This is a genomic window from Ornithinibacillus bavariensis (assembly GCF_050433565.1).
In the GTDB taxonomy this organism is placed as follows: domain Bacteria; phylum Bacillota; class Bacilli; order Bacillales; family Amphibacillaceae; genus Ornithinibacillus; species Ornithinibacillus bavariensis.
In genome coordinates, this window is sequence record NZ_JBNPWZ010000002.1 from 313,357 (window position 1) to 327,056 (window position 13,700).

The following is a 13,700-nucleotide window of genomic DNA, read 5'->3' on the forward strand; positions in this document are numbered from 1 at the left end:
TTTCACTTTATGGAGGGACATCCATTGCCTGAGGAAAAGCATCGAAAAGAATGGGATAAGTACGAGGAAACAATAGAAAAATTCATCCAAACAATCGCGAAGAATATGAATCTATATGGATTAACTTCTTCTATTGGAAGGTTATATGGTGTACTTTATTTTTCAGACGAGCCGATGACATTGGATGATATGCGTGATGCTCTAGAGATGAGTAAGACAAGTATGTCAACAGGTGTGAGAGCACTATCCGATATGAAGATGGTGGAATCTACATATAAAAAAGGGATACGAAAGGACTTATACCAATCGGAGGAGGACTGGTATAAGTCATTTACTTCCCTGTTTGGAAGTCGTTGGAGAAAGTACACTGAATCGAATATAGAGGAAGCGGATGAAGCAATAGAAGTTTTAAGCGAGCTTCAAAGTAGTACTGATGATGAGGAATTAAAAGAAAAAATCAATCATGATTTAGAACGATTGAAATATGCGAAAAATTATTATGATTGGCTAATGAAATTTATTCAGATTATCGAATCCGGGAAGATATTTGAATATATTCCCAAAAACGAATAAGAAACATTACGACAGAGATTGACAGTGAGAAATAGTAAACCTTGTCAATCTCATTTCTATTAAAGGGGAGGATATTGTATGAAGCGGGGAATTGGGCATTATCAAATTGGTGATACCTTTGAAGGCTTTGTCTTGATAAAAGAATCAACCAAGGGAACAGCTAGCAATGGAAAACCGTTTTTAACATTAGTATTAAGAGATGCAACCGGCGAAATTGAAGCCAAGCTATGGGATATAACACAGGAAGATGAAAGTATTTTTATCCAGGAACAAATTATTCACATTACAGGTGAATTAAATCAGTTTCGTGGTAAAGCACAGATGCGAATTAATGCCATACGAATTGCTCAAACTACGGATGGCGTTCAGGTTTCGGATTTTATTGAAAAGGCTCCCGTTGATCGAGAGGAATTAATGGAAAAATTAACGGAAGCCATTTTTGAAATGAAAAATCCTACCATTCAGCGCATTGTTCGTGCAGTTGTTAAAAAATATCAAGAGCCCTTATTGTTATACCCAGCTGCAACTAAGAATCACCATGAATATGCATCAGGACTTGCACATCATATCACTAGTATGTTAAAAATCGCCAAAGAGTTATGTGAATTATATCCTCAGCTAAATAAGGATTTATTATATGCCGGGATTATTCTTCATGATATTGGAAAGGTAAAGGAATTGTCTGGTGTGGTTTCAACCTCATACACCCTTCAGGGAAAATTATTAGGTCATATCCCTATGATGGTAGAAGAAATTGGTCATATTGCGAAAGAATTAAAGATAGATGGTGAAGAGGTACTAATCTTACAGCATTTAGTATTAAGCCATCATGGGAAAGCGGAGTGGGGTAGTCCGACTCCACCTTTAGTGCGGGAGGCAGAAATACTTCATTTTATTGATTTAATTGATGCGAAGATGAATATGTTAAATCGGGCACTTGATAAGGTAAAACCAGGTGAATTTACAGAGAAACTTTTTGCTATGGATAATCGTGCTTTTTATAAGCCTACCTTCGAGGAATAAGAGAAACTCGTCATTATTTTAACCACTTGTACATATATATGTGTTAGACATGCTGGACAAGGGGGTAATGACATGATCTTTGGAATGCCTTGGTGGGTTTTTATGATCATTCTGTTTATTTTCTTTAGTGGTTATATGTCTTTCCGAGCAATGCGAGCCGAAAGAAGGCTGGAAAATCACTATATTGAGCAAGATGGTCAAGTTTTTCTACAGCGAATGGAAGAAGAACGTGAACGTCGACATAAGCAGGCTGAGGAAGTGAATTAAAAAAAGGCCAATCTCCAAATGAAGAATCATTATAGGGAGATTGGCCTTTTTATTGTTCTAAGTGAATAACTTCTTATTTATTATCTTCTGACTTAGTAGTGTCTTTGTCAGAAGCCTTTTCTTTATCTGTTTTGGTGTCAGTGGACTTGTCTGAATTTGTATTTGTGTTAGCTTCAGGAATAGTAAATAAATCCTTATACTCGTCCATTTTCACGTCAATATCAGCATCTTTAATTAGTTTATTAAGTCTTTCTTGAACCTTTTCATTATCGATTTTTTCAGATGCAAGCTGTTTGCGAATTTCTTCTTTTTTCTCATCAAAGGTTGGAACATCTGTTACTTTAATAATGTGGTAGCCAAATTTAGATTTTACCGGTTCGCTAATTTCGCCTTCTTTTAGGCTAAATGCAGCATCCTCAAATTCTTTTACCATTTTTCCAGCTGTAAAATAACCTAAATCTCCACCATTTGCTGCAGAACCCTCATCAGTTGAATTTTCCTTAGCTAATTTCGCAAAGTCAGCTCCTTCATCCAACTGTTTTTTAAGTTCTTTTGCCTTTGCTTCATCTTCTACAAGAATATGGCTTGCACGAATAGCAATTTCTTTGTTTTCCTTCATTTCATCAAATTTCTTTTGTAATTCTTCATCACTTATTTTAATACCTTCAAATGCAAATTTCTCTTGTAATAATCGACGATAGGTTTGTTCGCGGAAAGTATCCTCCGTTAAGCCTTGTTGCATTAGGGAATATTGGAACATGTCACCTTGCTGTTCTTTTACTTCTTGAACAGCTTGATCTACTTCTTTATCAGACACATCATATTTTTCTTCTAGTAATTTTATAAGAACCAAGTTGTATAGAACATCTTGACCAATATATTCATTCATTTCGTTAAAGAAGTCTTCTTTGGTAATGTTACCAGCATCAGTTTTTACAACAACCTCTGCTTTGTCATTTGAGCATCCGGATAATAGTAGTACGCCAGCTGTAATTGTAGCTGCGATTGTTAATTTTTTCATCAAATTACACTCCTAATCTTATGGTTACTTCTCTTGCATTGATTAATATACCATAGTTTGTACTAAAAATAATAGCTAAAAGTGGAATTACTAACATTTTACACATTTCACGAAAAAATTCTAGTTTACATCATAACATTTAGCACGCTAACATAAGAGGAAACGAGTAAGATAAGAATCATAATATTTGTTACCCGAAATACATTTGCTTGTTTCTTAGCATTCATCTCTAATTTTGAACAAAATTTTTCAGTCATGGTATTGAAAATGAACAAAATAATTAACGCATAGAACAAGAAGATAATAATCATATCTTGAACCTCCCCACATATGCAATATTATCTTATATGCCGTCAGCTTATCCAACTATTTAAAGTAAGATTACTATAGTTTACTGTAACAAAAAATTCACAATATGGATAGTGAAAATTAAAAAAGCAGAGGGAGGAATTCCCTCTACTATTACTCTGCTTTTAGTAATATATCAAATCCTTCATCACCATTTTCAACATAAGCATTCTTTGGTGCGCTTAAAATGTGACGTATAGATAAGAAATCAATAAATGAAATGCCGATGTTTAAAGATGTAGCCAAGAGAAAATATACATAGATGCTTGGAAATAGAAAGGATGCTACTATCCCTGGTATCGTAATGAATATAGTAGGTGAAATAGCAGTTAGAATATAGGTTTTCTTTCTTAAATGCGAATTCGTATAAAAAGTAAATATTGGTGGTAATCCAATCTTTCGCTGACTCTTCACTTTTATTTTTCTATTTAAAATGATTAATGGTAAAATATGCATAAATGAATGAATGGTAGGCAAACAAATAATTGCTACGAAAAATATGATAAATACAGAATCATTTATCTTGGCACCTTGATGATACATAGAATACGGGATATATAATACGATAAAAGTCATTATTCCAATAAGGATAGAGATTAGATTAATCCATCTGAAACCATATTGTTTATCCAAATTAATGGATTTCCAGCAATTCATTAAAAGTTCGCTCCATTCTAGACATATTGTTCACATTATTATATGCCTTTACTGTTTCAGCAAAGACTTTTTTGATGATAGTACCTTACAACGAAAAAAGCAATAGCTTTTACTAAAAAAATATATATTTTAATACTGATAATAACGATTATATTCTGATATTAATCTGTCGAGTGGGGGAATAGAGGGGGGTTTAGGTTGTTTCAAAATGACAATTTAGCAACATTTCAAATACAATTGTTAACAAAAATAATAGACATAGAGAAATTCCCTTTTACTAAGCTTGTCATCGAAAAAAATGTTTCTCCTGAGGAATATGATGGGCTATTTCATTTACTCGAAGTATTGAATCAGGAATTCATGGAGCAAAAAGAGGAAGGGCTCTTGGATTATTCTTCTCTTTTAGTAAAATTTGCTGGTTTATTAACTGAAAAATTAGCGCCAGCTGAAACAATTTATGGACTAAAAAAAGAAGGGTATTTTCCAAAACTAATGGAAGAATTTACCCAGCTCATGGAAAAAGACATTCTATAATAAAAATGTGGAAAAACTCTCAGAATCAATCGCTTATTCTGAGAGTTTTTGTGTTTATTGAAAGCTATCTTTTCATATGAAGTGCTTCTTGAAAGAAATCTTCTAGCATTTGGTGGAATTCCAATAATTCATCAAGCTTTTTACTAATATTTTCATCTTTTTCCTCATTGGAAAGCAGCTCGAATTGTTTTTTAAAATCTAGTAATGCATCTGTACGATCAGAAGTGGCATCATTCCATTTTTTTAAATATAAATTCATCAAGTGCTTAAATAATTGAATATTTGCCTGAAATAAATCTTTCCTAACACCTTTTCTCCAGACCCGCTTTACTAAATTTAAATTTACTAAGCTACGTACGCTTGTGCTCATCGATGTTTTACTTTTTCCAAGTGCTTCACTAAGATCATCTAATGTTAGGGCTTTTCCTTCTATATATAAATAGGTAAATACTCTTGCCTCAATTGGTGATAAATCAAATAACTCTACCGTTTTTGCAAATTCCATAAGTATTCCGTTCCTAATTGTTTCGCTGTTGTTTGTCAACATACAAACCTCCCAAAGCCTAACCTATCATAAGGTTACAATACTTCCATTCAATATAAAAATGGTAAAGTAATACGTATTTTCGAGTATTCAAGAGCATTTTTAAGTAAATCACTTCATAAACATGTACAGTTTAAACTGTATGAAAAATATAAACAAAAATTAAGGAATACACAGTTTGTCCAGTTCATATAAACAGGTGTATAGTAATAAAGTGTATTGCAATTGAGTAGGACTTGTTTTTGTAAATCTATAACTCTAGTGGATTATGGATACTACTTGAAAATATCGAAAGAGGTGAAGGGAATGCCTGTTATAGAAGCTAAAAACCTCACCAAGGTTTTTGGGAAAAATCCAAAACAAGCATTAGAATTACTGGAACAGGGTTTTTCTAAAGAAGAAATTCTAAAAAAGACTGGGAGTACTGTTGGTGTTAATCGTGCATCATTCTCCGTTGAACCTGGTGAAATATTTGTCATCATGGGCTTATCCGGTAGTGGTAAATCAACATTAGTTCGGTTGATTAATAGACTTATTGAACCTACAGAAGGAAGTATATTGATTAATGGCCAGGACCTAGCAAAAATGGATAAAAAGGCGTTACGTCAGGTTAGAAGAGAAAAGCTTGGAATGGTGTTCCAGCGCTTTGCATTATTTCCAAATCGGACAGTATTGCAAAATACAGAATTTGGGTTAGAAATTCAAAAAGTATCTAAAGAGGAAAGAACGAAGAAGGCTACCGAAGCTTTAGAAATGGTTGGACTTGGTGGTTATCTCGATCAGCAGCCTAATCAGTTATCAGGTGGCATGCAACAACGTGTTGGTTTAGCAAGAGCACTTGCTAATGATCCCCAAATTCTACTTATGGACGAGGCTTTTTCCGCGCTTGACCCACTCATTCGTAAGGATATGCAGGATGAATTAATTGATTTACAATCCACAATGAAAAAGACAATCATTTTTATTACCCATGATTTAGATGAGGCACTTCGTATTGGTGACAGGATTGCACTAATGAAGGATGGTACGATTGTACAAATTGGGACACCAGAAGAAATTCTAATGAACCCTGCAAATGATTATGTAGAGCGTTTTGTAGAGGATGTTGATCGTACGAAGGTGTTAACGGCAGAACATATTATGAAGCGACCTGAAACAATTAATACGGATAAACATGGCCCGCGAGTAGCGTTAGAGCGAATGAAGGAAGCTGGTATATCTAGTATATTAGCAGTAGATAGTAAACGAAACCTGAAGGGGTATGTTACGGCTGATGATGCATCAGAGGCGAAGAAGAAAGATATTCGTGATATTTCTGAAATATTAAGGACCGATATTAAGCGGGTTGAAAAGGGAACTTCCATGCATGAAATTTTTACTATCATTAATGGTTCACCAATCCCTACTGCAGTCGTTGAAGATGGAAGATTAGTAGGAATTATTGTTCGGGGTGCTGTGATTGCCGCACTTGCAGGGGATAGCGAGGTGAATTACGAAAATGTTTAATACGTTAAAAGATTGGTTTATCGATGGTATACCCATTGCAGAGGGTACGGAGTGGTTGACAGACCAAATTACAGAAAAATTTTCATTCTTATTTGATCCTATAAAAGAGCATTTAGGCAATTTCATGGACTTTACAACAGATAATCTATTGTTAGTACCACCAGTGATTATTATTATCATTGTTGCTTTAGTAGCATTTTTCTTGAGTGGAAAAAAACTTGGTTTAGCAGTTTTTTCAATTTTAGGTCTATGGTTAATTTATAATCAAGGATTTTGGGAGCACCTAATAAACACATTTGCATTAGTTCTGATTGCAAGTTTATTATCCGTTATTGTTGGGGTTCCTGTAGGGATTCTTATGTCTAAAAGTAAAACGGCTGAATCAATCATAAAGCCTATTTTGGACTTTATGCAGACTATGCCGGCATTTGTTTATCTTATTCCGGCAGTAGCTTTTTTCAGTATTGGGATGGTACCAGGTATATTTGCATCACTAATTTTTGCAACACCACCAACCGTACGCTTTACTAACCTAGGAATTCGTCAGGTTTCTAAAGAGCTCATTGAAGCTTCAGAAGCTTTCGGTAGTACGGGAATGCAGAAGCTTTTAAAGGTTGAACTACCAATGGCTAAAGCCACCATTATGGCAGGAATTAACCAAACGGTTATGCTAGCACTTTCGATGGTAGTTATTGCATCGATGATTGGGGCACCCGGCCTTGGACGAGAAGTATTATCTGCTCTCCAACGTGCCCAGGTAGGGACAGGTTTTGTAGCTGGTATTGGAATTGTAATTTTAGCAATCATTATTGATCGCTTTACTCAAAGTGCAAATTCTAAAAAACATTAATACCCTTATTTATAGAGCTGGTATCTTTTCAAAGATGAGAAGTTCCATATAAATCATTAAAGAGGAGAGGTTTACACATATGTTGAAACGGAAATGGAAGAGTCTTTGTTTAACTTTAGGTCTATCTCTTACCTTAGTTTTAGCAGGATGCGGATCAGGTGATAAGGATTCATCTGATGGAACTGCAACTGATGGTAATGGAGAAACTAATTATAGTAAAGCAGTTGATTACACGATTACAGGTATTGAAGCAGGTGCTGGTGTATTTAAGGCAGCAGAACAAGCAGTAGAGGATTATGGACTTGATGGCTGGGAAGTACAAGCATCATCAAGTGGAGCAATGGCAACCGTATTAGGAGAAGCCATAAAAAATAAAGAGCCTATCATTGTTACTGGGTGGTCACCACACTGGAAATTTGCTAAATATGACCTTAAATATCTAGAGGATCCGAAGGGCACATTTGGTGATGAGGAGACTATTTCTACGATGGTTCGTAAAGGGCTGGTAGAAGATAAGCCAAACGCATATAAAGTACTTGATCAATTTTTCTGGACAGAAGAGGATATGAATGCTGTTATGCTAGAAATTTCGAATGGCGGAAACCCTTCAGAAGTTGCTGCTAATTGGGTTGAAAAAAATGCCGATAAAGTTGCAGAGTGGACTAAAGGAGCAGAAAAAGTTGATGATCAAGAAATTGAATTAGTGTATGTAGAATGGGATACAGAGGTTGCTTCTACTCATGTTGTTGGAAAAGTTTTAGAGGATCTAGGTTTTAAGGTCAAGCTTACACCACTTGATAATGCTGTAATGTGGCAAGCAGTTGCTAATGGTGAGGCTGATGGTATGGTAGCCGCATGGTTACCTGGTACACATGGGGACTTATATGAAGAGTATAAAGATCAATTAGTTGACCTTGGTGCAAATCTTGAAGGTGCAAAAATCGGCCTAGTAGTTCCAGCTTATATGGACATTGATTCTATCGAAGATCTGGAAGCGAAATAATGTCATTATAATAGAGCAGGCAATTCATTTTGTCTGCTTTTGTTTTTAGAATAGCTAATTAGAAAATACAAAAAACTTGATTAATAGTCGTAATGAGAGACTAGCTTGAAAAAAGATGTAAAGGGGTTTTTAAGTCAATGAAAAGGTTCTCTTTAGTAATTGGATTAATTGCTGCACTCGTACTAGCGGGCTGTGGTGATAGCTCTTTTGAACAAAAGAATGACAGTAATGAAACAGGCTATAGCAAGGCAGTCAATTATACAATAACAGGTATTGAGCCAGGGGCAGGTATTACAGTTACAACAGAAAAGGCAATTGAAGCATATGATAGCTTACATGGATGGACACTTGAACAATCCTCAACTGCAGCGATGGCAATAGAGCTGGATAAAGCGATGAAAGCTAGAAAGCCAATTATTATCACTGGCTGGAACCCGCATTGGACATTTGCCAAGTATCCGGATATGAAATATTTAGAAGATCCAAAAGGGATATATGGTGGCGTTGAAGAAATAAGAACTTTGGCTCGTAAAGGCTTACAGGAAGATAAGCCTGAAGCGTACAAAATCTTAGACCAATTCCATTGGGAAGTAGAGGATATGGAAGAAATCATGTATGAGTCAAATGAAACAGGTGAGGATATTGCAGAAGTAGCAAAGAAATGGGTAGCAAATAATTCAGATAAGGTTAAGGAATGGACAGAAGGGATAAATGATGTTGATGGTGTTAAAATTGAATTAGTATCGACACCATGGGATTCTGAACGAGCTTCTGCAAGTGTTCTAAAAGAAGTGATGGAACAAAAGGGCTTTCAGGTATCAATTACTCCTGTTGACGTTGCTGTAATGTTTGAATCTATTGCAGGTGGTGATGGTGACGCTACTTTAGCTGCTTGGCTACCAATCACACATAAGGATTTCTATGATAGCTATAAGGACGACTTTGATGATTTAGGTGCAAACCTAGAAGGAGCTAAAATTGGTTTAGTGGTTCCTGCTTATATGGACATTGATTCCATTGAAGACTTAGAACCGAATGAATAATAAGATAAAAAAAGCTTTCTCGAAACTAATTTCGGGAAAGCTTTTATCTTGAATCAAACTTATAATGTTATTGTAACAGTAGTGTGGAACCTCATTAAAGTTAAGTTATGCTGTGTAAACTTAACCCTTTTGTACTTTTTCTTCCAAATCCTTCAAACTGGATTCTATTTGTTCTAAGTATTGATGGATATTATGTTGATGTGGTTCAACTGATTCCTTCCATTCGACAACGGAGCTTTTCATTTCCTGTGTTAATTCTTTAATTAGGGAAACGCCTTCCTTAGATGTTGCTGCAAGCTGATTTTTCAAACGTAAACTGTCTAGCTTTAGCTTCTCTAATAATTCCTTCCACTCAATACCTTGATTCATTACCTTGGCTCGTAGTTCTTTTCCAGATGTAGGCGCACTTAATAATGTTGCGGTGGCACCTACAACACCTCCTACTAAAATTCCTAAAAACAATGATTTACCACTTGCCATACTTTACCGCTCCTTTCCCACTTACTATATTTTTTCCTGGTTTTCTCTATTTTATGTTTAGTATTCTAGTCTGTACGGAAATTTGCCGCATGGATAAATTACTATCGGTTTAAAAAATCCTCTGACAAGTGAACGCCAGAGGATTAACGTACAAATCATTAAACTGTAATTGGCTTTGAACGTTTCAATATTTGTTGGACGACCGGATAGATAATTACCATTAAGACAGTATTTAGTCCGGCTGCTGGTAAAACAGCAGTTGTAAAAGCAAATAAAAATGCTCCATCCATTAGGCCAATAACAAAAAATACGAGACTTAGAAAAATTGACCCACTTATCAAGGTTCCAACCGCAGTTAGCACAGGTGCAGCGATATTACTATTTAACCGATCTTTCACTAATAGAAATAAAGCAAAGAAAATCAATGCCGTTACCGGTTTTTCAATGATGTTAGCAATTTGTCCACCTGGTGCATTCGAAGTTAATCCAGATAAAATACCTGTTGCAATGGCCAGTACACTCACATATTTTAGCTTAGGAAACAGCATAATTCCTATAAACATCATGGCCAACATCATGTCTGGTGTAACACCATAAATTGGAGGCATGATAAAGTGCAGCACTGCACCAATCCCCACTAAAAGTGATAGAATTACTAAAATCCTAGTATTCATTTGTATCTCTCCTCAACTAAGCTTTGCTAAGCTCTTTGTTTTAGTTCCTCAACTGTACACTCGTTGTCAGCTGCAGAAACTTACTTAAATTATATCAAACATTATTTAAAATAAAAAGTACAATTTTATAATTGTTAGTTATTTTTGACTACTTAATTTCCTTATTAATATCTGCCGCAATTCGTTGTAAATCTTCTTGCTTATATTCATTGGTATGAACTTTCCAATTTGCCGAATAGCCGTCTCCCTCGCCATAACGAGGAATTAAATGAATATGTAAATGGAAGACAGATTGGTCTGCAGCTGGTTCATTATTATTCAACAAATTCAATCCAGCTGGTTGATAAGCTTCTTTAATTGCATTTGCAATTTTGGGAATGCGTGCAAATAGCTCACTTGCTATTTCACTAGGAGTTTCATAAATGTTTTTCGTATGAACCTTTGGAATGACTAATGTATGTCCTTTTGTTACTTGACTAATATCAAGGAATGCAAACACATAATCATCCTCATACACCTTTGCAGAAGGAATTTCTCCGGCAATTATTTTACAAAATATACAATCTTCATGTGCCATATTACCAACTCCTGACTTTTTCTTCTATTGTAATTAGTTGGGCGTGTAAAAGTAAAGGAAAGTATGTTGTTTTAGTTAAAGAACATTTGCTTCAAACCCAACTTCTAAAACAAAAAAAGAAACAGGCTGCCTAAATGGCAAGCCTGTTTTGTGTAGAGTCGGGGATAATACTAATGTGGGGACTTGTAAATGACCTTGTTATTCGCTTATGCAAATTACTGGTTTTTTTACAAAAACCTTTTTGTTAGTATCCCTTGGCGTTGAGATATCTTCTAACAAAAGGGTTTTATAGCATTAGATTATCTTTCACCAACACCCCATTTGTTTTATAACAAATTTTTTAGTGAAGCATCTTCAATATTTTCCAACGCTAACACCTCATTTTTGTTGAACAAAATGGATTACAGTGAATAATCCTCGACCCTACACTATTATTTTGAACAAATATCAAAATTCTATGCATTACAGTAGAAAAATGTCGAAAATCTTAATGGGATTTTCTTTTGGATTTTAAATGTATTAATGATAAAATTTTAACAAGTGAAAATCTAGGGGGAGAGCTTTGTGGAACCATTATTACATATTGAAGATTTGGTTGGGGGCTATACCCATAAAAATGTTCTTCATGGCATTTCTTTTGATGTGAACCAAAAAGAAATAGTTGGTTTAATCGGATTAAATGGTGCTGGGAAGAGTACAACCATTAAACATATCATTGGGTTAATGCAGCCGAAAAAAGGGTCAATATCTATTAATGGTAAGACCTTCAAGGAAAACCCGACAATCTATCGAAATCAATTAGCATATATTCCAGAAATGCCAATTCTTTACGATGAGTTAACCTTATATGAGCATTTGCGTTTAACGGCAATGGCATATGATATTCCTGAGGAACTGTTTGAGAAGAGGCTTGAAATATTGTTAAAGGAATTTCGAATGGAGAAAAAACTAAAGTGGTTTCCGGTGCATTTTTCCAAGGGAATGCGTCAAAAGGTGATGATAATGTGTGCATTTCTTATTGAACCACCACTTTATATTGTGGACGAGCCATTTGTGGGACTTGATCCGCTTGGTATACAATCGTACTTGAATTTAATGAATAAGATGAAAGCAAATGGATCTGGTATCCTTATGTCTACTCATATATTAGCTACTGCTGAACGATATTGTGATAGGTTTGTAATTCTTCATGATGGGGAAATAAGAGCCTATGGAACATTAGAGGATTTACGAGAGCAATTTGATATGCCAAAGGCTACGCTGGATGACCTCTATGTTCAGCTAACAAAGGAAGATAGCCATGTTTAACTCACATGACTTTTTTATGAAGCGATTTAGCATTCATATAAAGGACACTAGTAGATATTTAAAATATATCTTTAATGGACATATTGCTTTCGCCATGCTGTTTTTCATTGCAGCAGCAGCATATTATTATCAGCAATGGTTAGCTAATATACCAGAAAATTTCCCAACATCTTGGTTAATGGGAATCGTTTTCGGAATTGTTGTAAGTTATAGTCCTGTACGAACCTTGTTAAAAGAGCCAGATCTCGTCTTTTTAATTGCTGCTGAGCATAAAATGAGTGCTTATTTTCGAAATGCCCTTATCTATAGCTTTGTCATTCAACTATATATTGTTGCACTTGTAGTTGCAGCATTTGGACCATTATATTTTGCATCATTTCCAGAGCGTGAGGGAAGAGTATATCTTTTTACTATTTTGGTTGTGCTAATTTTTAAATTGTGGAATTTATTCGCAAATTGGTGGATGTTAAAGATACGGGATAAAAATATCCGTTACACAGATCAAGCTGCACGCTTTATATTAAATGTTGCCGTATTTTACTTTCTTATAAGTGGGGAAATGGTTATCGCGGGAATAATAACGATTCTTTTTGTCATTATTTTTCTTTATGACCTCGGTCTTTCTAGAAAACAAGCTGGTCTTGCTTGGGAATTATTAGTAGAAAAGGATCAACATCGTATGCAGTCCTTTTATCGATTTGCCAATCTTTTCACAGATGTACCACATTTGAAAAATCGAATTAGACCACGACACTGGCTCGTATCCTTCGTTGAAAAGAGAATCCCATTTGATAGGAAGAATACGTATGACTATTTGTACCGTATTACCTTTATTCGCGGTGGCGATTATATGTCGATGTATCTTCGTTTAATTGTAATTGGTGGGCTATTTATTTACTACATTCCGAATATCTGGATCAAGATTCTTTTTGCGATTTTATTTCTATATATGAGTAGCTTCCAAATGATGACACTATATCAGCATCATCGTACAATTATGTGGTTAGATTTATATCCAGTTGACGTCGAACAACGAAAGACAGCACTAATAAAATGGCTTGTTCAGCTAGCAATGATTCAGACTATACTCTATGCAATCGTCTTTCTTTTTACGCAAGCATTTTTAGGATTTGCCATAACACTTGTTGGTGGAATTCTATTTGTATATTTGTTTACGAATGGGTATGTAAAGCACAAGCTTGTATAATACAGTAAGGGTAGTCCTTTTGAGAAGAATAAAGGGCCACCCTTTTATGTTTTGTGACTATTTCAAAGTATATTCAATGCTGTTA

At 35.1% G+C, this 13,700-nt stretch carries 17 protein-coding genes; 10 read left to right on the forward strand and 7 right to left on the reverse strand.

What is annotated here, in order from left to right; translation table 11 throughout:
* The first annotated feature begins 9 nt into the window (after positions 1-9).
* The 3 genes from HNR27_RS05425 (at position 10) to HNR27_RS05435 (ending at position 1,863) form a co-directional block, all read left to right on the forward strand.
* A complete protein-coding gene (locus HNR27_RS05425) occupies positions 10-573 on the forward strand; it encodes a GbsR/MarR family transcriptional regulator (protein WP_429339200.1) in 564 nt (187 codons plus the stop codon).
* Between the two features lie 78 nt (positions 574-651).
* The gene (gene yhaM, locus HNR27_RS05430) at positions 652-1,596 is read left to right on the forward strand and encodes a 3'-5' exoribonuclease YhaM (protein ID WP_429339036.1); all 945 of its coding nucleotides are present in this window, start codon (positions 652-654) and stop codon (positions 1,594-1,596) included.
* Positions 1,597-1,668: 72 nt separating this feature from the next.
* Positions 1,669-1,863 (forward strand): sporulation YhaL family protein, encoded by a 195-nt coding sequence (locus HNR27_RS05435; protein ID WP_212919208.1) that lies wholly within the window; start codon positions 1,669-1,671, stop codon positions 1,861-1,863.
* 73 nt (positions 1,864-1,936) lie between these two features.
* Here HNR27_RS05435 and HNR27_RS05440 read toward each other — a convergent pair whose 3' ends face one another.
* From HNR27_RS05440 to HNR27_RS05450, 3 genes are all read right to left on the reverse strand, one after another.
* Positions 1,937-2,884, reverse strand: a complete 948-nt coding sequence (locus tag HNR27_RS05440; RefSeq protein WP_429339037.1) for a peptidylprolyl isomerase — start codon at positions 2,882-2,884, stop codon at positions 1,937-1,939.
* 125 nt (positions 2,885-3,009) lie between these two features.
* Positions 3,010-3,195, reverse strand: a complete 186-nt coding sequence (locus HNR27_RS05445; protein WP_429339038.1) for a hypothetical protein — start codon at positions 3,193-3,195, stop codon at positions 3,010-3,012.
* Positions 3,196-3,346: 151 nt separating this feature from the next.
* Positions 3,347-3,889 (reverse strand): DUF3267 domain-containing protein, encoded by a 543-nt coding sequence (locus HNR27_RS05450; RefSeq protein WP_429339039.1) that lies wholly within the window; start codon positions 3,887-3,889, stop codon positions 3,347-3,349.
* A gap of 198 nt (positions 3,890-4,087) precedes the next feature.
* Here HNR27_RS05450 and HNR27_RS05455 point away from each other — a divergent pair, with 198 nt between their 5' ends.
* Entirely contained in the window at positions 4,088-4,423 is a 336-nt protein-coding gene (locus tag HNR27_RS05455; RefSeq protein ID WP_429339040.1) for a DUF1878 family protein, read from the forward strand.
* Between the two features lie 64 nt (positions 4,424-4,487).
* Here HNR27_RS05455 and HNR27_RS05460 read toward each other — a convergent pair whose 3' ends face one another.
* Positions 4,488-4,970, reverse strand: a complete 483-nt coding sequence (locus HNR27_RS05460; protein ID WP_429339041.1) for a GbsR/MarR family transcriptional regulator — start codon at positions 4,968-4,970, stop codon at positions 4,488-4,490.
* Between the two features lie 303 nt (positions 4,971-5,273).
* On the opposite strand from HNR27_RS05460, the gene HNR27_RS05465 reads away from it, so the two are divergent.
* The 4 genes from HNR27_RS05465 to HNR27_RS05480 all read left to right on the forward strand — a co-directional run bounded on the left by HNR27_RS05465 (position 5,274) and on the right by HNR27_RS05480 (position 9,369).
* Positions 5,274-6,473 (forward strand): quaternary amine ABC transporter ATP-binding protein, encoded by a 1,200-nt coding sequence (locus HNR27_RS05465; protein WP_429339042.1) that lies wholly within the window; start codon positions 5,274-5,276, stop codon positions 6,471-6,473.
* Positions 6,466-7,323, forward strand: coding sequence for an ABC transporter permease (locus HNR27_RS05470; RefSeq protein ID WP_429339043.1), 858 nt, complete (start codon positions 6,466-6,468; stop codon positions 7,321-7,323). Before HNR27_RS05465 ends, HNR27_RS05470 begins: the two co-directional genes overlap by 8 nt.
* A gap of 79 nt (positions 7,324-7,402) precedes the next feature.
* Positions 7,403-8,326, forward strand: coding sequence for a glycine betaine ABC transporter substrate-binding protein (locus tag HNR27_RS05475; RefSeq protein WP_429339044.1), 924 nt, complete (start codon positions 7,403-7,405; stop codon positions 8,324-8,326).
* A gap of 137 nt (positions 8,327-8,463) precedes the next feature.
* Positions 8,464-9,369: a glycine betaine ABC transporter substrate-binding protein gene (locus tag HNR27_RS05480; RefSeq protein ID WP_429339045.1), complete on the forward strand. Its 906-nt coding sequence runs from the start codon at positions 8,464-8,466 to the stop codon at positions 9,367-9,369.
* A gap of 120 nt (positions 9,370-9,489) precedes the next feature.
* Here the strand turns inward: HNR27_RS05480 and HNR27_RS05485 are convergent, their stop codons facing one another.
* From HNR27_RS05485 to HNR27_RS05495, 3 genes are all read right to left on the reverse strand, one after another.
* Positions 9,490-9,849 carry a YtxH domain-containing protein gene (locus HNR27_RS05485; protein WP_429339046.1) on the reverse strand — a complete coding sequence of 120 codons (360 nt, stop codon included), beginning with the start codon at positions 9,847-9,849 and terminating at the stop codon, positions 9,490-9,492.
* Between the two features lie 158 nt (positions 9,850-10,007).
* On the reverse strand, positions 10,008-10,523 hold the full coding sequence (locus tag HNR27_RS05490; protein WP_212919219.1) for a tryptophan transporter: 516 nt from the start codon (positions 10,521-10,523) through the stop codon (positions 10,008-10,010).
* Between the two features lie 148 nt (positions 10,524-10,671).
* Positions 10,672-11,100: an HIT family protein gene (locus HNR27_RS05495; protein WP_429339047.1), complete on the reverse strand. Its 429-nt coding sequence runs from the start codon at positions 11,098-11,100 to the stop codon at positions 10,672-10,674.
* A 564-nt stretch (positions 11,101-11,664) separates the two neighbouring features.
* On the opposite strand from HNR27_RS05495, the gene HNR27_RS05500 reads away from it, so the two are divergent.
* Positions 11,665-12,408, forward strand: a complete 744-nt coding sequence (locus HNR27_RS05500) for an ABC transporter ATP-binding protein (protein ID WP_429339048.1) — start codon at positions 11,665-11,667, stop codon at positions 12,406-12,408.
* On the forward strand, positions 12,401-13,615 hold the full coding sequence (locus HNR27_RS05505) for an ABC transporter permease (RefSeq protein WP_429339049.1): 1,215 nt from the start codon (positions 12,401-12,403) through the stop codon (positions 13,613-13,615). The genes HNR27_RS05500 and HNR27_RS05505 overlap by 8 nt, the downstream gene beginning before the upstream one ends.
* Positions 13,616-13,700: the final 85 nt, after the last annotated feature.